The organism is Peribacillus sp. NPDC101480 (genome assembly GCF_050277335.1).
Lineage (GTDB): Bacteria > Bacillota > Bacilli > Bacillales > DSM-1321 > Peribacillus.
This window is the reverse complement of the sequence record NZ_JBNNSB010000004.1, coordinates 566,866-589,443: the sequence shown is the minus strand read 5'-3', so window position 1 is coordinate 589,443 and position 22,578 is coordinate 566,866. Positions and strand designations below refer to the sequence as shown.

The 22,578-nt window shown below is 40.6% G+C and carries 17 protein-coding genes and 1 pseudogene; 5 read left to right on the top strand and 13 right to left on the bottom strand.

The features are described 5' to 3' along the window. Nucleotides 1-396, top strand: a pseudogene (locus ACQKMF_RS17160) (NAD(P)/FAD-dependent oxidoreductase); the annotation flags it as partial. Between the two features lie 94 nt (nucleotides 397-490). On the opposite strand, the gene chbG reads toward ACQKMF_RS17160, so the two are convergent. The 5 genes from chbG to ACQKMF_RS17135 are packed head-to-tail and all read right to left on the bottom strand — an operon-like array spanning nucleotide 491 to nucleotide 4,586. Beyond that, entirely contained in the window at nucleotides 491-1,222 is a 732-nt protein-coding gene (chbG, locus tag ACQKMF_RS17155; protein WP_101224722.1) for a chitin disaccharide deacetylase, read from the bottom strand. After that, the gene (locus ACQKMF_RS17150) at nucleotides 1,219-2,562 is read right to left on the bottom strand and encodes a 6-phospho-beta-glucosidase (protein WP_101224721.1); all 1,344 of its coding nucleotides are present in this window, start codon (nucleotides 2,560-2,562) and stop codon (nucleotides 1,219-1,221) included. Before ACQKMF_RS17150 ends, chbG begins: the two co-directional genes overlap by 4 nt. Further along, nucleotides 2,559-2,906 carry a PTS lactose/cellobiose transporter subunit IIA gene (locus ACQKMF_RS17145; RefSeq protein WP_230177452.1) on the bottom strand — a complete coding sequence of 116 codons (348 nt, stop codon included), beginning with the start codon at nucleotides 2,904-2,906 and terminating at the stop codon, nucleotides 2,559-2,561. The genes ACQKMF_RS17150 and ACQKMF_RS17145 overlap by 4 nt, the downstream gene beginning before the upstream one ends. 17 nt (nucleotides 2,907-2,923) lie before the next feature. After that, nucleotides 2,924-4,273 carry a PTS sugar transporter subunit IIC gene (locus ACQKMF_RS17140; protein WP_034313464.1) on the bottom strand — a complete coding sequence of 450 codons (1,350 nt, stop codon included), beginning with the start codon at nucleotides 4,271-4,273 and terminating at the stop codon, nucleotides 2,924-2,926. A 4-nt stretch (nucleotides 4,274-4,277) separates the two neighbouring features. After that, nucleotides 4,278-4,586, bottom strand: coding sequence for a PTS sugar transporter subunit IIB (locus tag ACQKMF_RS17135; protein ID WP_048684685.1), 309 nt, complete (start codon nucleotides 4,584-4,586; stop codon nucleotides 4,278-4,280). A gap of 277 nt (nucleotides 4,587-4,863) precedes the next feature. Here ACQKMF_RS17135 and ACQKMF_RS17130 point away from each other — a divergent pair, with 277 nt between their 5' ends. Next, nucleotides 4,864-5,580: a GntR family transcriptional regulator gene (locus ACQKMF_RS17130; protein WP_101224747.1), complete on the top strand. Its 717-nt coding sequence runs from the start codon at nucleotides 4,864-4,866 to the stop codon at nucleotides 5,578-5,580. Nucleotides 5,581-6,245: 665 nt separating this feature from the next. Here ACQKMF_RS17130 and ACQKMF_RS17125 read toward each other — a convergent pair. Then, nucleotides 6,246-6,980: an alpha/beta fold hydrolase gene (locus ACQKMF_RS17125; protein ID WP_427574159.1), complete on the bottom strand. Its 735-nt coding sequence runs from the start codon at nucleotides 6,978-6,980 to the stop codon at nucleotides 6,246-6,248. A gap of 597 nt (nucleotides 6,981-7,577) precedes the next feature. Here ACQKMF_RS17125 and ACQKMF_RS17120 point away from each other — a divergent pair. Further along, on the top strand, nucleotides 7,578-8,240 hold the full coding sequence (locus ACQKMF_RS17120) for a hypothetical protein (RefSeq protein ID WP_402941895.1): 663 nt from the start codon (nucleotides 7,578-7,580) through the stop codon (nucleotides 8,238-8,240). Between the two features lie 199 nt (nucleotides 8,241-8,439). Here the strand turns inward: ACQKMF_RS17120 and ACQKMF_RS17115 are convergent, their stop codons facing one another. The 4 genes from ACQKMF_RS17115 to ACQKMF_RS17100 form a co-directional block, all read right to left on the bottom strand. Then, nucleotides 8,440-9,048: a methyltransferase domain-containing protein gene (locus tag ACQKMF_RS17115; protein WP_427574157.1), complete on the bottom strand. Its 609-nt coding sequence runs from the start codon at nucleotides 9,046-9,048 to the stop codon at nucleotides 8,440-8,442. A gap of 110 nt (nucleotides 9,049-9,158) precedes the next feature. Continuing rightward, the gene (locus ACQKMF_RS17110) at nucleotides 9,159-9,968 is read right to left on the bottom strand and encodes an SDR family NAD(P)-dependent oxidoreductase (protein ID WP_427574155.1); all 810 of its coding nucleotides are present in this window, start codon (nucleotides 9,966-9,968) and stop codon (nucleotides 9,159-9,161) included. A 212-nt stretch (nucleotides 9,969-10,180) separates the two neighbouring features. Then, nucleotides 10,181-10,546, bottom strand: a complete 366-nt coding sequence (locus ACQKMF_RS17105; protein ID WP_260357134.1) for a PqqD family protein — start codon at nucleotides 10,544-10,546, stop codon at nucleotides 10,181-10,183. Beyond that, entirely contained in the window at nucleotides 10,536-12,428 is a 1,893-nt protein-coding gene (locus ACQKMF_RS17100) for an OPT family oligopeptide transporter (RefSeq protein ID WP_230177458.1), read from the bottom strand. The genes ACQKMF_RS17105 and ACQKMF_RS17100 overlap by 11 nt, the downstream gene beginning before the upstream one ends. A 321-nt stretch (nucleotides 12,429-12,749) precedes the next feature. On the opposite strand from ACQKMF_RS17100, the gene ACQKMF_RS17095 reads away from it, so the two are divergent. Beyond that, entirely contained in the window at nucleotides 12,750-13,397 is a 648-nt protein-coding gene (locus ACQKMF_RS17095; RefSeq protein WP_101224714.1) for a cupin domain-containing protein, read from the top strand. A 472-nt stretch (nucleotides 13,398-13,869) separates the two neighbouring features. On the opposite strand, the gene ACQKMF_RS17090 is transcribed toward ACQKMF_RS17095, so the two are convergent. Further along, on the bottom strand, nucleotides 13,870-16,062 hold the full coding sequence (locus ACQKMF_RS17090; protein WP_427574152.1) for a peptidase G2 autoproteolytic cleavage domain-containing protein: 2,193 nt from the start codon (nucleotides 16,060-16,062) through the stop codon (nucleotides 13,870-13,872). 777 nt (nucleotides 16,063-16,839) lie between these two features. Here ACQKMF_RS17090 and ACQKMF_RS17085 point away from each other — a divergent pair. Continuing rightward, nucleotides 16,840-17,661, top strand: coding sequence for an SMI1/KNR4 family protein (locus ACQKMF_RS17085; protein ID WP_427574150.1), 822 nt, complete (start codon nucleotides 16,840-16,842; stop codon nucleotides 17,659-17,661). Between the two features lie 144 nt (nucleotides 17,662-17,805). Here ACQKMF_RS17085 and mutL read toward each other — a convergent pair whose 3' ends face one another. Both mutL and mutS read right to left on the bottom strand, forming a co-directional pair. After that, nucleotides 17,806-19,743, bottom strand: coding sequence for a DNA mismatch repair endonuclease MutL (gene mutL / locus ACQKMF_RS17080; RefSeq protein WP_427574148.1), 1,938 nt, complete (start codon nucleotides 19,741-19,743; stop codon nucleotides 17,806-17,808). 23 nt (nucleotides 19,744-19,766) lie between these two features. Next, nucleotides 19,767-22,391, bottom strand: a complete 2,625-nt coding sequence (mutS, locus tag ACQKMF_RS17075) for a DNA mismatch repair protein MutS (protein WP_427574146.1) — start codon at nucleotides 22,389-22,391, stop codon at nucleotides 19,767-19,769. Nucleotides 22,392-22,578: the final 187 nt, after the last annotated feature.

Genomic DNA, 22,578 nt, shown 5'->3' with positions numbered 1-22,578 from the left:
ATCGTAGGCGAATCAGGCCTTGAAGTGGATCGCGGCAAAGCAACCGTTAATGAGTATTTGCAATCCAAATCCCATAAAGACGTATTCGTTGTCGGAGACAGTGCCGTTGCTTTCCCTCCAGAAGGCGGCCGTCCATACGCTCCTACTGCTCAAAATGCTTGGCAAATGGGTGAGCTTGTTGGTTACAACCTATTTGCAGCCTTTGAAGGCAAGAAACTTGAAGCATTTTCGCCTGTCAACTCAGGTACGCTTGCGAGCCTTGGCCGTAAGGATGCGGTGGCAACGGTTGGGGCCAATAACACGTCCCTTAAAGGACTTCCGGCTACATTGATGAAAGAAGCAAGTAATGTTCGCTATCTATCGCACATCAAAGCCCTATTCAGCTTGGCTTATTAATTTTTAAGATAAAGCACTCATTGAATTTAAAAGGACCATTCATCATTTGGATGAATGGTCCTCTTTTGCAATTAAAGGGCTGTATTTATCAAAATCAAATGTTAACCTGGTTGATGCTGAATCTAAGGAAAAATCCCTCAGGTAATTTTGCATTTGTCAGGATCCGGGTTTCTTTTAAACGTTTATCATTATATGAGGAGACTTCCATTAATTCTTCATCCATATAAGCAGGGTGAGTCATTATCTCCACGCTCGCCCCATCCATTACCCTCCCCTTCAAGTTTTGAAAGTAATCTTCAACCACCATTTCTCCATAAAAATCATCCAGGAATACATCTGTAACGGTTTGAATCCCAGCAAGGTGCCTTCCGGCATTACGCACTGGCAATCCATATTTATCTGACAGCTTTTTAATAACCGGTAGAAATGCTGTGATCCCATGCACATGATGATGGCTGTCAAAATGAGTCGGGAATAGACCAAATTCCAAGAATCTTTCGATTTGTGCTGACCACTCCCTCTCCAATTCGCTCAAGGAAATACCGGCAGGATCCCCATATACCAACCCTTGCTTCTTAAAGAAACCAGCTTCATCAACCAAACTCGGAACATCACTCAACAAAGGTTTCCCCCATGTCAGCACTAAGTGTATACCTACCTTCAACGATGGTGTCTTCTTTGCGATTTCGATCGCATGCTCCGTTGCTTGCGCATTCATCATGATCGTTGCCGAATTGACAATTCCATATTTGTGGCTATCCAAAATCCCATAATTCACCGCTTTAGTTAACCCGAAATCATCTGCATTTACAAGGACTTCAATCATGATAAATTATCCTGCAACTCCTTTTTTTCAAAAAACTGCGGCAGATAATCTTTATGTGCCTCCAGCATTTCGTCTAAGATAAGTTTTGCAACCCGGTCACTTGGAACGAGTGGATTGATCGTCATGGCAAGCAACGCAGTATCATAGTCCCCCGAAATTGCAGCTTCGATGGCTACCCTTTCAAAGGATTTGATTTGCTGAATTAATCCGCGGACAGCGACAGGAAGCTCTCCTACGTTGATTGGCTTAGGTCCATCCTTAGTTATCACGCAACTGGTTTCAATCGCCGAGCCGTAAGGGATGCCTTCTATCGCACCATGGTTGACCGTATTTACCGCTTGAATATCTCGCTTATCCGTATGCATCGAGCAAATCAACCGTACAGCCGCATCGCTGTAGTACGCACCTCCGCGCTCTTCAAGCTGCGGCGGCTTGATAGCCAGATCCTGGTCTTTGTATAGCTCGAATAAACCTGCTTCAAGTCTTTGAACGACCTCTGCACGTGTTTCCCCTTTTTCTGCATCCTTCAATTCTTGGGCCAGCACATCCCCCGTTTTGTAATAGTAGTTGTGGTATGGACACGGAAACAAATTTAACGCTCTAAGGAATTCCGGCTCCCAGCCCATTGCATGGATATTCTTCATCGTGACAGCTTTAGCTGGATCAGTAATCAAATTGATGATTTGATCTTTGACACTCTCCCCATCAACGAATACATCCAATCCGTAAACCATATGGTTCAAGCCGGCAAAGTCGATCCGGACTCTTGATGGCTCTACATCCATTAAATCCGCAACACCTCGTTCCATACCAATCGGCACATTGCAAAGTCCGATGATTTTGGAAATATTACTGTGACGCAGAACTGCTTCGGTTACCATTCCAGCAGGATTCGTGAAGTTAATCAGCCATGCTTCCGGACATAATTCCTCCATTTCATGAGCAATATCCAGAATGACGGGAATCGTTCTAAAAGCCTTGAAAAGCCCACCAGGCCCATTCGTCTCCTGTCCGATCACTCCGTGTTTCAATGGAATCTTTTCATCAAGTGCCCTTGCTGCGAGCTGGCCAACCCGCAGCTGGGTTGTTACATAATCTGCGCCTTTAAGCGCTTTCTTTCTATCTAGCGTGAGGTGGACATCAATATTCACACCAGCCTTTTCAATCATCCTTCTTGCCAGATTCCCGACAATTTCAAGCTTTTCCTTTCCCGCTTCGATGTCAACGAGCCAAATTTCACTCACGGGAAGTTCTTCATGATATTTAATGAATCCTTCGATCAGTTCTGGCGTATAGCTCGATCCTCCACCAATCGTGACAATTTTCAGCCCCTTGCTCATTCGGCAGCCCTCTCCTTCACAACATTTGCATGTAAGAATTCTTCGCGTAGATCGATCATTTCCAGTGCAAGATCCTTTACTGTCATCGCCGTCATTAAATGATCTTGTGCATGCACTAGGATGATGGGAAGATCAAAATGGTCCCCGCCCGCCTCGGCATGAATTAATTGAGTTTGGTATTTATGGGCCTGCAGTAATTCCGTTTCCGCCTCGGCGATTTTCAATCGTGCAGAATCAAAATCCTTTTTCTTTGCTTCCTGCAACGCTTCCATTGCAAAGCTTCTCGCATTCCCACTATATAAAATCAATTGAAAGGATAGCTGGTATAATTCTTCTTTTTCCATTTTTCATCACTACTTTCTTAAAGGCTTAGCGTTTCTGAATCTTTTGTAAGCTTTGTTTCATTTTTGGTGTCTATCTTCACTTGAGCATAAACGAATGGTAAATAAATAGCTGTTGAAATGACTAGATTGATTGCAGCCAAAACCGCTCCAGATACATGTCCGCCTGTGGCCAGGAATCCACCCACAATCGGCGGGGTAACCCATGGAATCTTAGCGACGATCGGGAAAACCATTCCGCTGCTTACCGCGATATAAGAGATCACCGTTGTAATTACCGGGCCGAGAACGAATGGGATGAACCACATTGGATTCAGAACGATAGGCAATCCGAAAAGAATGGGTTCGTTAATCTGGAACACTCCTGGTGCCCCTCCGAGTGCAATCATCTGTTTATACCGTTTCCGGCCGGCAATGATCATTGCAATGATTAGGCCCAATGTTGCACCAGATCCGCCTAAATAAACAAATGCATCCAGGAAAGAACCCGCCAATACCCCGTATTGGTCCATGTCTTTGACGCCTTTTGCATATAAATCGATATTTTTCACTCCTGAACTTTCAAAAAGCGGTGTCGTTATCCCACCAAGGATATTGGGTCCATGCAAACCGATCATCCATAATAAATGAACAAGAAATACTAGTAAAATAGCGAATGGCAATGAATCTACTGCACTTTGTAATGGAGATACGATCACTTTACTCAACCAGTCATTCAATACCTGCCCATCCGTAGCTTTACGGAACAGCAGTCCGAATATACCAGCGATAAAGATCGTTGCCATACCCGGCACTAACTTTGCAAATGAACGGGCAACCGCAGGAGGTACTCCATCAGGAAGCTTGATGACTAAATACTTCACTCGGGAAAGTCTCACAAATATTTCAGTGGCTATCAAGGCAACGACAATTCCTGTAAAGAGGGCTGTAGCATTAAAATAGTTTACGCTTACAAAACCCCAGGCCCCGCCAGTAACATCCTTATCATCGATGGTTAAAGTGACATTTCCGATTTGAGGCAATAGTAAGAAGAAACAGGCTGCGGATACCAGCATCGCTTCAAAACCATCGTCACCGTATGATCGTGCCAATTTATAAGAAATGCCGAATACAGCGAATACCGTCATGAATGCAAAGGTTCCAAACCAAATATCACCGCCGAGCGTATTCCATGCAGGACCGAAGATGGCCTCCATCATTCTTCCGTAAGGCTTGATGACTTGCCCTAGATTATTAAACAGGACGGCGAATGACCCGATCATTGTAATCGCTATCATTCCAATCAATGCGTCACGAATTGCAAGCAAATGCCGGTTATTCCCTACCTTTACCGCCCCAGGCATAATATACTTATCAATAAAAGTCATCATATCCTTATTCTCCTTTTATTAAAGTAGTGGCTTGTTTTAGCACTTCTTCACCATTACATAGTCCATAGAACATCGGATTGATGGTTGCGACTGGAATTCCCTTTTCTTTCCCCGCTTCCTGTAGCTTGGAAAGAAGATATCTAACCTGCGGCCCTAATAAAATAACATCGGCCTTATCTATTTCATTGTTAACTTCTGTAGAACCAACTGCCCATATATGACACTCTACCCCTTGTTTTTTAGCACTTTCCTCCATCTTGGTAACTAATAAACTAGTAGACATCCCTGCAGAACAACATAATAAGATATTCATTGAAATTACCCCCCTTTTTAATGATTGATTATTCAGTATTTTCAAGTAAGTCTAAACCGCATTTTTTATAATCGATGTTACTTTTATCACTTCCCTTGAATATGAAATGGGTATTATTGCCTCCATACATACATTGTAGTTACAAATCGAAAAAATATCAACACAATTTTTAATTTGTTACTACAAATTTTTGAATTAAAGTTGATTATTGAACTTATCCGAGATAATCTATATGTATATATTGGGAATGAGCATAGGAGGAATCACTGTGGAGACCATGAATAAAGAAGCGGCATTGCATTCCATAGTTAAGGAATCAATTATCGATCTCATAAAAAATGGCGAATATCAAACAAATACAAAATTACCGACTGAGGCAGAATTTTGTAAAATATACGGAGTAAGCAGGACAACAGTTCGCACGGCCTTACAGCAATTGAACGTCGAAGGCTACATCTACCGTGTTCAGGGCAAAGGTACTTTCGTTTCGGAAAATAAAGTGAAGCAATTTCTTTCAAGCACGGTTGAAAAGTTCTCTGAGCAAGTCACGATGCAAGGAAAAAACCCTTCTACAAAGGTCATTAGCTTAAAGGTGATCGAAGCAAACGCTACCCTTGCCAAGCTTTTTAAACAAAATATTGGAGACCCCGTAAATAAACTGGAACGGATACGTTACGTAAACGATATCCCCCTTCAATATGAAATTGCCTATCTCCCTTGGTATAAAACACCCGGGCTTAATATCGAAGCCTGCGAAAAATCACTCTTTAAAGTACTTGAGACACAATTCAATTTAAAAGTAAAAAAAACGGTCGAACACTTGGAGTTTTCACTTGCCGACGATTCCATTTCTGACAAATTGGACGTACCGAACGGCTCACCTTGTTTTTCATTGGAAACTTACACATATGAGAATGACGGATCGGTCATTGAATTCTCTAAAACTCTCTTTAGAGGCGATCGCGCGCACTTTGTCATCGAGCGTAACTATTGAATATTATTATATAAAATAAGACGGCTGCCTTATTAATTAAGGCAGCCCGGACTGTAAACATACTCGATTTTTTTAGGGTTTTGTAAGAGTGGAACGTTGAATTCCACTCCAGGCACTCGCCTTCCGCAGGAGGCTCGGAAGACTTTGTTACCCTTCATGTTTTTTACTTTTTTAATGGGTGAAACGTCATTGGATTGAAGAAATTTGCGCCACTCCTCCGAATAACTGGCTAGCCGAGACCCCACAGCCGCTGGCATTGATGAGGCTTTACAGAAAAAGGGAACGGATTTCTGAAATCAACTGAAACAAACTTCATGCACACTCGTTTTTCTTCTTGAGAGAGGCAATCATAACGATTGCCTCTTTTCGTTGTTCCGGATAATTATTTACATACTTACAAATACACTCATTAAATGAGTGAATTTACAAATATAGCATAATATTAAACAAATAACGCGAAAGCAATAATCCGGACCGGGGAGGTGTGGTGCTTGTCGTTTAGTCTACATCCCCCCCTTTTTTCCGCATACCGGATCCCTTTGCATCATTGTTTCCAAGTCCAATATATCTCGGTATGAAAATGCCCCCAATTAATTCATTGAGGGCCTCTCTACATCATCTTAGAATAACGGGTCCTTTTTCTCATGGCTCAAGCTGAATTTTACTTACTCCCCATTCTGATTAAGCCATTTTTTTGTGACAACTATCATTTCTTCTTGTTGTTTCTTAGCTGAGATAGTCGCTTCATTATCTCCCTTTTGCTTTCCGTATACACCAAATTGACCGTGGTTTCCACCCGCTATCTTATGCATGTTAGCCTGTTTAGATAGTAAGTGCTTTGTCTTCACAATCTTCTCTACTGTAGATAGCCCATCATGTTCTGCATATAACGATAGCATAGGAACCTTCATTTTTGAAAAGTCATTCGAGTTACTGGGATATGAACCGAGGAGGATAATTCCTTCCACCTCTTTTGGATTTTCATAAGCATATGCGGAGGCGGCTACTCCTCCTAACGAGTGTCCAGCAACGTACCATTTCTCCACATCTGGATATGCATCTTTAGCTTCCACTGCTTTATTTTTATCAAACAAAGCGAAATTGAACCTCACATCTGGGATAACGACTGTATATCCCTCTTTCGATAATTCTTTTGCATAATATCCGTATGCTTCCGGCTCAACCTTGGCACCTGGATACAGGACAATGCCCACTTTCTTAGTTTTTGTTGGTTCGAATGTGACAAACCCATTTTCCTTTTTTATATTCCCCTTTCCAACTAACGCATACAATTCATCTGATGGCTTGTATGTTTGTTCTGACCATATGTAAAAGCTGCCGAAAGCGATAATCATTAATGCAATTATACTAACGAGAATATATTTAATAACTTTTTTCATTTTATACCTCACTATTCCTAAAATTTATTTCTAGGTGATGTTATGGACACACACAGCTACTAGTATTGCTTTTCATTCACCCTGTCCTTGAACTTTACATCTAACTTCCTTCTCTTTTGAATATTTTTATGACAAAGGGGGGATTATCTCCATCATTTTCAAGTTTATTTACTTGCTGTGCTATATCTCACCTTATTAGGTGTACCCACCCTGTACGAATCCTCTCTCTTTGTTTGGATGCCAGCTATTGAACATTGCCACATGTTTTTCGGAAACGTAGTTCGTCTGAGTCCACATTGAGAATTATTACACAATCTGTGCACGTATTTCAGTGGCTGCTTATCAGTAATATCGCTATTTATGGGAATTTTTCATGCAATGCTTCCATCCATGTTTAAATATAAAGTTTCTTATGTAGACCTTTGATACTTATAAAAACCATATATAAAGCCTACCCATTAGATTCTCCGTATAGGTATTTACAATCTTTCCTGAATATGAATTTCACATTAAATTAAAATTATATTTAATGTTATTTTTTGTGATATGTTTTGTTCTATTATAGTATGGAAAAAAACAATATAGGGGGTGAATTAGTTGGATACTATTTTATATTTTTGTTATTCAATCATTTATATTATTCTTTTTATCATGGGAATGATGTTACTTCGACAGGACCGTAAACTCTTTTCGTATTCAAGCTTTCTTCTTCTAGTTACTTTCGGGCTTATCGTGGATAACTTAATTATTGCCTCTGGAAAGTTCATTGGTGATGGCCCTTTGTTGGAGTCATTAAATGCATTACGTTTCTGGAGTCATGGATTTATCACTCCCACATTGATTTTGTTTGGATGGGGAATGGCGAAAAGGATACATATTCCCTTTACAAAAAAAATGATAACACCCTACTTTTTCCTTTTCCTTACAGCTGGGCTTATCATCTATGAATTTATTGAAAATATGCATAAGACATTTGTACCAATCTACGAGTATGGTGTTTTAAGATATGTTAGTGAGGAATCTTCAGGCCCACCTTTAATGGTGCTTATTGTTACCTTTATATTATTGGTGATTAGCATCTGCATATTTATAAGAACACGTTGGATTTGGATGCTTTTAGGAGTTATAGTCATGATAGTTGGAAGTGCCATCCCTATTCCCATAGAAAGTTCGGCTGTTACCAATGCATTTGAATTAATTTTTTTATGTTTACTATGGCTTACAAACTATAAACTAGAACCTCGCCCACAAACAAAGTGATTCATCCTTAGAAATAGAAGAGCATAAAACTAAAAGATAAAAAATGGAATAGGAGCATGCAAAAAAAGTAAGGATTTTACAATACACTGTAAATTAAGTACCCACCACGGTTCGTTACTCATTGCACCCAAGCATCAATGAAATATCGCTTGAGTGCATTTAATATTTGCTTGATTATCACCAAAAAACGAGTATCCATTCAAATTAACAATTGGTATATGACGAATTTTTCAAAAGGATTAGATTCTGTCAAGCCAGGTAACATCACCTCGTCTTTCAGTTCGAAGGCGGTTTGGTTTTCGAGGAAAAAAATATAATCCTGTGAAGCATAAAATAAAATCAGTTCGATTTGGCGCGGTTCTTTTTCAAAGGAAAGCAATATGTTATTGATGATTTTCATGAAGATCTGTACCGAGAACGGGTTAAAGAAATAAAAGCGATTGTCATTCGTATCAATATCATATTCTTCCGCCAAACAGTTGTGGAATTCTATATTGCCATAGTTGTTGTTCCTTTTCTTCATGTAGCCATTCAGATTCTCGATCGCTTCTTTATAGAAACTTTCATTCATCTCCACGCCAACCACAGATGATTGATATAAATGATGGATGAAAAAATTCAAGCGTCCTTTACCGCATCCAAAATCAACAATGCGATCATTTCTTTTCAGTGCATATTTTTTGAATAAATGTTCTAATGCGCTATAAGGCGTAGGTTCATATCGGTGGTAATGCAAAGAATCATTGAATTTTTTTTGTTCACCTTCCGTTTTGATGTTCAGCATTTCGTCATAATTCGTTGCTTCCATTGTTAATGCACCTGCTTCATGTTTTTTAAATAAAGGGCTTCCTAACTAAAAACCCCGGATAAGGTTGATCTTATCCAGGGTAAGGTTTTGTTATATGAATGTCCAGACAATTAATTGGATTTTGCTTTCGTTACATAATCATTAAAATCAGAGATGCTTGGGTTGGCCATATAATGGCCGCCTTCGACTTGGATCGTCTGACCTGTAATGAATTTGGACTCGTCAGATGCAAGGAATAGTACGGTATAACCGATATCATCCGCTTCACCATGATATGGCAATGCATTGAATTTAGCAAAAATATCGAGTACGGCCTGAGGCATATTATTTTTCGCTGCAGGAGTTAAAATAAGACCTGGTGCCACTCCATTACAACGAATATGATCTTTACCATACTGTGCAGCGATATAACGGGTCAAATTCACTACCCCCGCTTTGGACGCGCCATATGCAGATCGTACGGAGTCACCTGTAAATCCAGCCATGGAGGCCGTATTGATTATCGAACCTCCTCCCGCTTTAATCATGTGAGGAATCGCAAACCTGCTGCCCAATAGCACACTTTTTAAATTCACATCCATAAGTCGGTCCCATTCTTCCAAATCTAAATTCACGACATCCAGATCTTTATGCAGGTTAGTTGACCCCACATTATTAACAAGTACCGTAACCGTTCCATATTGTTCAATGGTAAAGTCGACTGATGCCTGGATGGAATCTGCTTGTCCGGCATCCAAGAACACTCCAGACGCTTCCCCACCTTGTTTTTTAATGTTTTCAGCCGCTTCTTTCGCTCCTGTTTCGTTAAAATCAGCAATCACGACTTTTGCGCCTTCTTTAGCCATTAGTGTGGATATGGATAACCCTATACCTGAAGCTCCACCTGTAACTAATGCTACTTTCCCTTGTACTCTTCCCATAATAATCCACCTGCTCTTCAAAATATGAATATTTTATCCTGACTGACAGTACAAGAATACAATAGATATAAAATAGTTACAAATAATTATACTCAAAGTTCATTTTTGTAAAAATGTAGATTATTAGAATGTCGTAAGCCTGTGAAAATTTTTGATTTTCATCAAATTTAAAACAGAAAAAAGCTGAAGCATCAAAAGAGCTTCAGCTTTTTTCATTTTTCTTCTTCATCATTCCATATGATCCAATCATGAACCTCTAGAATTTCCAAGAATTTCATCAACCTCGGTAAAGCCGGTTCTGCTTCCTCTCCAAAATGTTCACTCATCGCTTCAGAAATCTGATTTACATTTCTTTGGAACTCCATCTGTTTAATGGCATATGCCCCAAACTTATCAAGCTTGATTTTGCGGACTGATGGTTGTTTAAAGAAACGAATTGTAATTCGTTCCACAAAATTGGTCCTTTGAATGACTAAAAAAGTTGCTTCCGAAGATTCTTGTACCATAGTGACGCGTTTTTCCAAAAGGGGAACCATGGTTAACAGGTTCCTCTTTTTTGATTGGCTTTTACGAAGCATCTTCTTTTTTCCCTTTGCTGGATACGAACCATAGCAATCCAGCTAGAGCAAGGAATAATAGGAAAGGTAGCAAATTGCTGGCTAATTTAGCCGCAGCCGGAACTTGGACACCTGCTGCGATCAATATGGCAATAAGAACACCAATCAATGATTCACCCGCTATTAAACCAGATGCAAATAATACACCTCTATCAACCCGTGCTTTAAGCGCTTCTTTTGTTTTCGAGAAAAACTCAACGAAGAAACGAATAAATCCACCGATCATGATTGGGGCACTCGTATGAACCGGCAAGTAAATGCCGACAGCAACAACAAGTGAATTTAGACCGAAAAATTCTAATGTGATCGAAATAGCCGCACCGATAAAGATGAGTGTCCAAGGTAAATCTCCCCCAAGAACACCTTCAGCCAGTATTTTCATTAGTGCCGCTTTAGGTGCAGGCAGTTCTGCAGATCCCATCGTATATGCGTTATCCATCAGAACCAGGATAAAACCAATGACAGAAGCTGACGCAACAACACCGATCATCATGGCAACTTGTTGTTTCCATGGTGTTCCGCCGACGATATATCCTGTTTTTAGATCTTGAGAAACATCACCTGAAACCGCAAGTGCAGTACAAATGATCGCAGCGACGGTTAACGCGGCTACCATTCCCGTCGTACCAGTAAAACCAGTAGCTTTATAGACAATCGCTACAATCAATAGTGTGGCTATCGTCATTCCTGAAACCGGGGAAGAAGAACTTCCGACGATCCCAACAACCCTTGAAGCCACTGTCACGAATAAAAACCCAAAAATCGCAATTGCAATCGCACCGATGATTCCTACATCCGTGATAGGTGTGAAAGCAATGATTAAAATAACGATGATCGTTCCCAGCCAAACGTATTTAGCCGGTATGTCTTGTTCTGTACGGATCGAACCTGATTTTAGTTGTCCTTTATTGGCTTTAACACCTTTAAGAGTATCGAAAACTGAACTGAAAAGTATTGGTAATGTTTTGATCAATGTGATCAATCCGCCAGTTGCAACGGCACCAGCACCAATGTAGCGTATATAATTATCCCAAATTCCCCATGCATCCAATTCACCGATCGGTACCTCAGAAGGGAAAATGGCTGTTCCATTGCTTCCGCCAAAAAAGCTGATGGCCGGTATTAGAACGACCCAGGCTAATAAACCCCCACCTAGCATTTGTCCTGCAACACGCGGTCCAATAATATAACCTACACCCAAAAGGGAAGGAAAGGCATCAAGACCAACCACTGCATTTTTAAAATTCGTGATTCCTGTTTCAACCTCAGTCTTGAAAAGCTTAAACCCATCACCAAGCCCTTTAACCACACCGCCGATAACCAAGCCGGCTCCGATCAGCTTGGCGCTTGTACCACCCTTTTCTCCTGATTTCAGGACCTCGGCACATGCCGTACCTTCAGGATAAGGTAATGTTTCATGTTCCCTTACAATCAAAAGCTGGCGAAGTGGAACCATCATGAAGACCCCTAAAAATCCCCCAGTTAATACAACGAAAATGATGAATGCTTGACTCACGTCCATGTCCCACATGAATAATGCTGGAATGGTAAATACAGCACCGGCACCAATAGCCTCACCTGCTGTGGTCATCGTTTGCACAATATTGTTTTCTAATATTGAATCCCTGCGAAAAACCCCTCTTAATATAGCCATTGAAATTACCGCCGCGGGTATTGAAGCAGAGACAGTTAAACCAATAAGTAGGCCTAAGTATGCATTTGCCGCCCCGAACACGATTGCAAGAATGATCCCTAGAATGATTGCAGTTGCAGTCAATTCCGGTAAAGATTTAGATGCAGAGACGTACGGGACGAATTTACTCTCTTTTGAATTGTTCGACAATTTAGCCACTTCCTATGTTAAACTTTAAAATCACAGAGAACATTATATCACTGTAATTTAAAGTCATGCAATGGGAAAATTACGCTAATCAAAAGTTTGATTATATCAAAAATTCAGTTTAGTAGTTTCAGTTTTAAAATATATAAAATAATATTGATATAATAACCATAACTATTCGTTACTCTAAGTCACTGCCTATCACAGCATCATCAGCAACCCTTATCAGTTCCATAGGCAATAAACCCACTGGGTTATTGCACATTAAAATGAGATTTTACATATCCTGAAAAATCAAGTCTTAAAAAAAGGAATGATAAATTCATGGTCTCCTATATGGACTATACCTCACCATCCACACAATACTTTTTCGATATTAATAAAAGCAATTTAATGAAAAAAGACAATCAAAACTATATCAATGTATTAGGTATCAAACAATTGAACACACTCGAAAATGTTTCATTATTAGATATTTACCTTAGTACAGACAATGTCGTAGAACCGCATTATCACCAAAATGCAGCAGAGCTCGTGTATTGCATTTCTGGAGCGGCAACCGTTTCATTACTGAATCCTTTTACAAAACAAATACAAAATTATCCCATTAAACCCGGTCAAGTAGCCAATGTCCCACAAGGTTGGTGGCATTATGAAGTGGCTAATACGGATAATACTCATTTGCTTGCCATTTTTAATGCACCAACACCTGAGGTGATCCTCGGTTCAGATATCTTGAAATTGACGCCGGCAAATATTATGGCACATACTTATTGCATGGATGAAAACCAATGGAAAAAAGCAATTGCACCGGTTCAGCCATCAACATTCATCGGTCCGCCAGTCAACTGCCATCGAGCCGATGAAGAGATGCAGCAATATCCTCAATATATTAATCACTATGATAACCAACTATATACTGCCCCGGCATACAACTATCAATACCAGCCCAATCCCCCATATTATTATTGAAGATAGATGTTGGGAACATGATTAACGCTGTTCAAGGCCTATACACCCTTCATGGATGACGTCTAAGGGAGAACCTCTCATTACATAAGGGTTCTCCATTGCTTTTTATTACATGACCCGTTTAAAATGTCGAATTCATTTTACTGAGCAACATCTTATATTATGGTGTCCACCCAATGTGGTTTATGGGTATTTAAAAATCCATAACACGCTTGGATACAATTATCCGTTATATAATCCCCATATATTCTACCGAGTTTCTTCTTATAATATAAGAGATTCATATTGAATCCCCTCTATAACAACAAAGCATTCACTTCAATTTTGCGGTTGCCCAGAACTTTTAAAGGAACCTCCCCATATCAAAGTGTTCTATCCTAAATCTTTGTATCTTTCTGGAATTTTGTTTTTTTATATTTTCATAAGTCCTTTAAACTTCATCAGCTGACCGATTTGCAATGGTATTAACTATTTAGTTTTTTTGAAGTGGAGTGACCAAGACCAATACTTGATTCGGTCCGGTACGCTTTAATACAAAATATCCTTTCTCCGCTTTTGTTGCGACTCCATCATCATTTGGCCAGCAATATCCATGAGTTTCACATGTTCCATCATCTCGAACCCGTATTTGACCAATTAGCCCTACAGCCACCCATTCTTGTCGGTTTACACGAGAAACGTATTCTTGGTTAGGGTTCCAATCCGGATTAAGGATGGGTTGCTTTACTGTACTTTCTGGAATAATCACATTCCCTTTTTTGTCTTTTTGGGGTGGAAGAGTGACATCATGGTATTTTTTTCTTCCCCATTCATCGATTTGATATTTCCCTTGCCAGCGCAAACCTCCACTATTCCCCAATACACCAGGTGTTGCACTAGTAATGCCCAAAATAAAAGGGGCGGTTGAAGTGGCTTTCTGAATTTTGTCTTCATTTGATGCTACAACAAAGTAGCCAACATCAATTGGGTTTCCATCAGCAGTTTCAAACATCTCTGCGTAATCACCCGCCGGAGTGCCATATGCCCCATCAATGAACATATTACCGTTATTCAGAAGTTTTCCAACTAGTCCTGTAGTGTCATACGGCTCTGCTCCGAAAGCTACATTCCACGAAAAAGTTGGGTCACCATCTAAATCGTTAACAGCTCCGTTTCTTCCCATAATATGGGCTCCTTCAAAACCATTTGTTGAGGTAAAGTTACCTTCAGCATGGGAGGTATCACCACTGGCGATTGTTCCTACTCCCTCTGCATGTGAAGTAAGGCCGCTGGAGAATGTTGCAACGCCTTCTGCGTGGGAAAAGTTTCCGCTTGCTACCGGTCCTGGTAAAAAGGTTATGTCTGGAGTTCCCCCTTCCGCATGAGACGCAAATCCACTTGCTGTTGTACCAACTCCTTCCGCGTGAGCACTATTCCCACTGGCCAACGTCGGGGCTGGATTACCTACTTGATCAATTGCTCCACCCTCAGCGTGTGAGGCCCTTCCACTAGCCGTTGTACCTTCCCCTTCGGCATGGGCATTCAACCCCAGTGTCGGATCATTCGCATTTCCCGTAGTGGTTTGGAATCCTTCTGCATGCGAATTTTCCCCAAATGCTCTTGTTTCTCTCCCTTCAGCATGGGAAGCTGTTCCACTGGAGTTTGTAGTAATCCCCTCGGAATGAGAAGCTTCTCCACTGGCAGATGTACTTTGCCCTTCCGCGTGAGATCGTAGCCCACTGGAGATAGAGCCCTCCCCTTGGGCATGAGAAGAATTTCCACTGGCAATTGTGCCTAACCCTTCGGCATGAGCAGCAAATCCACTAGCAGTTGTATTTACTCCTTCCGCATGGGAAGCAACAATTCCACTGGAGATTGTACCAACTCCTTCGGCATGGGCAACAGAACCACTTGCAGATGTATTGAATCCTTCTGCGTGTGCAGCAGGTCCACTAGCTGTTGTCCCTATGCCTTCTGCGTGAGCACCATCCCCGCTTGCTAAGGTGGGAACTGGATTACCCATTTGATCTACTCCGCCTCCTTCCGCATGGGAGGCCCTGCCGCTTGCTGTATTTCCTTCTCCTTCCGCATGTGCGTTAACACCGCTGATTGTTGTTTGCGTATTCAAACCTTCTGTATGTGAATTAGCTCCGGCTGCTGTTGTATTGTTACCTTCTGCATGCGAATTATCTCCACTTGCATTCGTTGCAAAACCTTCCGCATGTGAGGCAACTCCGCTTGCTGTCGTAGTAGTTCCCTCTGCGTGTGCCGTATTAGCTGTGGCCGTTGTCCGAAACCCTTCCGCATGGGAGGAGTTTCCCGTCGCAATTGTTTCACTTCCTTCCGCATGGGAAGTATTTGCACTAGCGGTAGTCAGATATCCCTCCGCGTGGGAAGCTACCCCGCTTGCTGTCGTAGTAGTTCCCTCTGCGTGTGCCGTATCAGCTGTTGTTTCGGTATCATACCCTTCTGTGTGTGCAGCATTACCACCTGAAGTTGTGGTACTTCCTTCCGCATGAGAAGCAGTCCCGTTAACAATTGTATTCATTCCTTCAGCATGAGAGGCTGTCCCATTAGCAGTTGTATTGATTCCTTCAGCATGAGAGGCTGTCCCATTAGCAGTTGTATTGATTCCTTCCGCTTCCGAACAAGTCCCTATCGGATTTTGGTTACATCCATTTGCCATTATCGTTCTCCATTCTTATAAAATTTTTTCATATTAAAAAATCTATATTATGTTATGCATATTTCAAAAAATGGTATAGACAAGCTTCATTTACTAAATAGCCCATATAAGATTCTGACTTGATAATTGCGTTGTTGTAATAATTAGTGGTCTATCACGGAGATTATATCTTGAATACAGGACTCTTCAGCAGAAAGCTTTTCAAACGCTTTGTTTTAAAGATTATGACCCATAAATGTAATCATTTAACGAAAAAAGCAAGGAGAACCCTATTACTTTAATGTTTATCTATTGCTTTTAATTACATGATCCGTTTTTTACTTCGCCACATCCTTACATTTGGTGTCCACCCAATGTGGTTTATGGGTATTTAAAAATCCATAACACGCTTGGATACAATTATCCGTTATATAATCTAAATATATTCTACCGAGTTTCTTCTTATAATATAAGGAATTCTCAATTTCTCCCCCTAATACAGCAACAGATTATTCAGTTTGCGGTTGGCTCAGAACTACTCCTATCTTTAAAAGAACCTCCCCCTATCAAAATGCTTAGTTCTATAAAATTTAATCATCTGTGTCTTAATAGTGCATCACAGGTTCTATCTAAAAAGGAATTATTGAAATTTTTTAAAATGCAAATAAATTAAAACATTTTTTTGGATAAATATGAGAAATCACCTTACAATTGAAAAAGCCTATAAATAGTTGAGATTTTACTGTTGGATGATTTATTTGAGAAGAATGAAACTAAGTAATATGGAGAGTGTGATATTTGGAGTCTATTTTTGAAGAATTCGAAGATATGGATTTTGATGAATATAACCTAAATGAATTAACAGCAGGAGATATCCTTGATGCTGAAACAAATTTAAACATTAATCTCCCAAAAGAATATATTGAACTATTAAAAATCCAAAATGGGGGATATTTAAAATACAATGCTTTACCAGTTAGTTTTAAAAATTCCTACGCTGATGATCATATTGCTGTAGACTTTCTGTTTGGAATTAAAGAGAATGAAGGAATTTATAAATCAAAATACCTTCTTAATGAATGGGGAATTAAAGAAAAAGATTTTGTAACAATCTCCGGAGATGGACACACGTGGCTTGTATTAGATTATAGAAAAAATAAAGGTGAACCAGAAATCACTTTTATAGACACTGAAGAGAACAAAATTTCCGTTATCTTTAAGACTTTTAAAGAAATGATTGAAAATTTATATGAACCCCCAACGGAAGATTTGTCCGCATACATTGGTGGATATGAGTTATCCGTTGAACGTGCAAAAGAGTTGTGTAAAAGTATAGATACTGAGGACATTTTAGATGGTATAAGCATATGGGCATGTAGTTATAAAGATTTAACAGAACTCGCATCTACACTGATTATGTTCCTTAAAACTAACTCAGATATATATATTCAAGAAAGCGCATCTCAAAATTTAGTTGAATTAATCAGCGATGAGTTTGTAACTGATGAAATCATAATAAAAAAAGCGTTGCATATTTTAGGCTCTGTAGAAGATAGTGAAATCAATAGTGATATAAAGTATTCACACAAGTTATTACTTGACTTTATAAACAGGAACTAACTCAGTTACTTAGAATATACAGGTCTCTTATGCTGAAAACGTTTCAAAAGCACTAGAAAAAAGAGCATGGACCAATAAATGTGGTCATTTAACTAAAAAAGCAATGGAGAATCCCATTACATAAGGGTTCTCCATTGCTTTTAATTACATGATCCGCTTGAACATTTTCTCCATTTCATAAATGGAATAAGAGATGATGATAGGCCTTCCATGAGGGCATGTGAAGGGATCGGTTGTGCGCCTTAGTTCATCCAAAAGTGCTTGGATTTCATCATTGCGCAGATGACGGTTTGCCTTTATGGAGGCTTTACAGCTCATCATGATAGCTGCTTCTTCACGCAATTTCTTGATGTCGACCTTTTTCATCGAGAGCAATTGTTCAATCATTTCTTCAAGGATTTCCTGTTCAATTCCTTTAGGGAACCATTGTGGATGCGATCGGACAATATAGGCGTTGTAGCCAAACTCCTCTAAATAGACGCCGACTTTTTCCAACTCATGCCGATATTCATTTATCCGAATACATTGGTCTGTTGAAAATTCAAGGGTGATGGGAACCAGCATGTCCTGCAGCTCGTTTTCAACACGTCCGACCTTCTCTTTAAAATATTCGTATTTGATCCGTTCCTGGGCAGCATGCTGGTCTATGATATATAAACCTTTTTCGTTTTGAGCGAAAATATATGTTCCATGCATTTGCCCAATCGGGTACATGGGAGGGATGCGGTTAGCCTGTTCATCCGCCTCGATTTCTTCCTCTTGTTCGACAGTGTAGGTTGTATACTTTTCAGCTGACTCGAAATATGGTTTGCTTTCAGCATCTTGTAAGACCGGTACATAGACATCTTCCATTTGCTGCTGTTCATTGCTATAGATTATTTCCTTTATTGGTTCAAAATTGAAATCTTCATGCTCCACATAACTCTTTTGTTCCTGCTTTTCCCGAATCAAGGTATCCTTCAAGAGTGAAGCTTCTTTCTTGGCTTCTTCAAGGACCCGCTTGCCGCTTTCCACAACATGGTCCAATTCCAGCGTAGTTTGCTCACTTTTCGCCTGTTCCGGCTTTGGTGTAGGTGTATATCCACTTGGAATTAGAGACATCTTTTTAAACGAAGATTTAATCGTTTCCGATACAAGACTGAACAATTCCTGTTCCTTGCTTAGTCTTACCTCCATTTTGGACGGATGTACATTGACATCGACAAGAATCGGGTCCATTTCAATATTCAACAAAGCAATTGGAAAACGCCCAATTGGTAGAAGTGTATGGTAACCATCCAGGATTGCTTTCACGAGCGCATAGTTTTTAATGAAGCGGCCGTTTATCATGGTCGAAATATAATTCCTTGAAGCCCGGGTGACTTCGGGCATGACGATATATCCGGATAATTTGAAGTCCAGGGAGCTTGCCTGAACCGGAATCATCTTTTTGGCAATATTCGTCCCATAGATAGCGGCTAGCACCTGCCTGACATCGCCGTTACCATTCGTGTGCAGGATACGCTTCTCATTGTGTGTTAACCGTATTGAAACATCCGGGTGCGAAAGTGCGAGCCTGTTAGCGACATCCGTAATATTTCCTAACTCGGTATGAATGGTTTTCATATATTTCAACCTTGCAGGAGTATTGTAAAACAAATCGGAAACAAGGATATCCGTTCCTTTACGGCTGGATGAAGCCTCGAGTTCCTTAACCATGCCGCCTTCAAGAAGTATGCGCGTTCCTACACCTTCGCCAGTGCTGCTTTTCATTTCAAAACGGGAAACTGAAGCAATACTGGGCATTGCTTCACCGCGGAAGCCGAGTGTTCGGATTCGGAAGAGATCATTTTCATCTTTTATTTTACTTGTGGCGTGACGTTTAAATGCCGCCTCTATGTCATCAGCCAAAATCCCATCGCCATTATCCACGATCCTGATGGAACCAAGTCCAGCCTCCACCAATTCAATCTCTATAATGGTACTGTTTGCATCTATTGCGTTTTCCACAAGTTCCTTAACGACTGAGGCTGGGCGTTCAACAACTTCGCCAGCTGCGATTTTATTAGATAAAGCCTCGTCGAGCTGTTTGATTTTCCCCATTTTTATCGCCTCGCTTTATTATCTCATTTAAGTTTCTTTTGTAATTTATAAAGGGTATTCATCGCCTCAAGCGGCGTCATTTCAAGGATATCCAGTGATTTTATGTCATCGAGCACCTTTTTTTCCTTAGGCGAGGAATTCACTTTTCCTTTAGGAGCCTCTTCCCCAAAGAAGGAAAGCTGTGCCTCATTGACGGATGTCACCGGGGCTACTCCGGCAATAGGTGTTTTTACAGCAGCAGCCTGTTCAGGCATCGCCTTTGCCTGTCCATTTTCATTTTCCAGCTGCGCTAAAATGGCGGCCGCCCGATCTATTAACTGCTCCGGTAATTCAGCTAGCTTTGCCACGTGAATTCCATAGCTTTTATCTGCTGGACCTTCTTTAATTTTATGAAGGAAAACGACATTTCCATTTTGCTCAATGGCACTGACATGGATATTGTTCAATTTTGGCAGTTCCGCTGCCAGCACTGTCAATTCGTGATAATGAGTCGAAAAGAGAGTCTTTGCCCCAATTTCCTCATGAATATATTCAATTATGGCCTGGGCAAGCGCCATCCCATCGTAAGTTGATGTTCCCCGCCCGATCTCATCAAATAATATCAAACTGTTTTCTGTCGCATTCATTATGGCATTTCTTGCTTCAAGCATCTCGACCATGAATGTACTTTGACCGGAAATCAAATCATCTGCCGCGCCTATCCTAGTAAATACCTTATCAAAAATAGGCAATTCAGCTATACTTGCGGATACGAAGCATCCAATTTGCGCTAGAATCGATGTTAGCGCTATCTGACGCATATACGTACTTTTACCCGACATATTGGGCCCTGTGATCAAGAGTAACTCCCGGTCTCCATCCATGAAGCAGTCATTGGGGACATACTCCTGTGATTGAAGGACTTTCTCGACCACTGGATGTCGGCCTTCCTTCAGTACGATTCTTCGATCATCAGAAAAGACAGGCTTCACATAATGGCGTTCTTCGCTAATCGTCGCAAAGCACTGCAAGACATCCAGTTCACTGACACCTTTCGCTAAATCCTGTAAGCGCGGGATATAGCTTTTGACTTCTTCACGAAGATTGAGGAATAGGTCATATTCCAAACTGATGCTTTTTTCCTCTGCTTGTAAAATCAAAGCTTCCTTCTCTTTCAACTCAGGTGTGATATAACGTTCGGCATTCGTTAAAGTTTGCTTCCGTTCATAACGGCCTTCTTCAAGCAGATGCAAATTGGCTCGTGTGACTTCAATATAATAGCCAAAAACACGATTATATCCGATTTTCAAAGATTTGATCCCTGTGCGTTCCCGCTCTTCCCGTTCAAGCTGTGCAATCCAAGTTTTCCCGTTTCTGCTGGCATCCCTGTATGTATCCAGCTCCTTATGGAAACCGTCCTGAATGATATTTCCTTCCTTCACGGACAATGGCGGGTTTTCTACAAGCGCCGTTTCGAGCAAATCCGTCACTTCTTCGCAAGGATCCAATTTATCGGCCAGAATTGAAATATCCTGATTTGAAGCCATTGACTTCACGATTTCACGAATGATCGGCACCTGTTGCAATGAACGTTTCAGTTGAATCAAGTCCCGAGCATTTACATTACCGAAGGCCACCCTTCCGGCAAGCCGCTCCAAATCGTACACTTCCTTCAGGCGTTCACGTAAGTCCTGCCGTTCGAAGTATTGATTTTTTAGGGTTTCAACAAGGCTTTGTCTCCGCTCGATCTGTTTTTTATTAATGAGCGGTCTATCAATCCATTGTTTCAACATTCTTCCGCCCATGGCTGTTTTCGTTTCATCAAGCAGCCATAATAATGAGCCTTTTTTACCTTTGGAACGAATGGTTTCAGTTAATTCCAAATTACGTTTGCTATAATAATCAATTTTCATATATTGAGATGTTTCATATGCAAGCACTGGCTGTAAATGATCCAGGCTGCGTTTTTGGGTACGGTATAGATAATTCAATAAGCGTGAAGTCGTTGTCGCCAGTTTCTGGTCTTTTAACAAATGAAGCAGTGCAACGAATGACTCGCTTTGATCCGAATTATTCTCTAGGGATAGAGCGGCAGCGCCCCGTTCTTGCAGCTTTTTTTTCCATTCTTCATTGAAATCCTCGGCAATGACCACTTCACTCGCACCGAGGATGGCAAATTCATTCAGAACTTCCTCGAAACTCTCAATCAATGTGACCTTATTTTCCCCTGTCGATAAATCATTGTATCCAAAGCCAAACTGACCATCCGTGAAATAAGTGATCGTGGCAATATAATTATTTTCCTTTTCACGAAGACCCTTACTATCCATTTTCGTTCCCGGAGTAATCAGCTGGACAACTTCCCTGCGTACCACGCCTTTGGCTTGCTTCGGATCTTCGGTTTGTTCACAAATAGCTACTTTAAAACCTTTTTCTATCAATATATCAATATAATTAGCAGCCGAGTGATACGGAATGCCGCACATCGGAATTCGCTCTTCACTACCGCCTTCTCGGCTTGTTAATGTGATTTCGAGCTCTTGAGATGCATTCAGAGCATCGTCAAAAAACATTTCATAAAAATCGCCTAAACGAAAAAATAAAAAGGCATCCTGATACTCTGCCTTAATTTTTAAATATTGCTGTATCATTGGAGTATATCCAGCCATTCCTTCAAAACCTTTCCAAACTATAATCTATTACACATTTATGTCCTTCATTATAACATACGGGAAAGCAACATTGCCTGTATTCGAAATTGCATGGTAAATCAAATATCCTTTAAATTGTGAGCTAGCTGTATCTGCAAAGCCTTACGCACGGATATAGTAACATTGCATTCCTATTTTTTTCTCA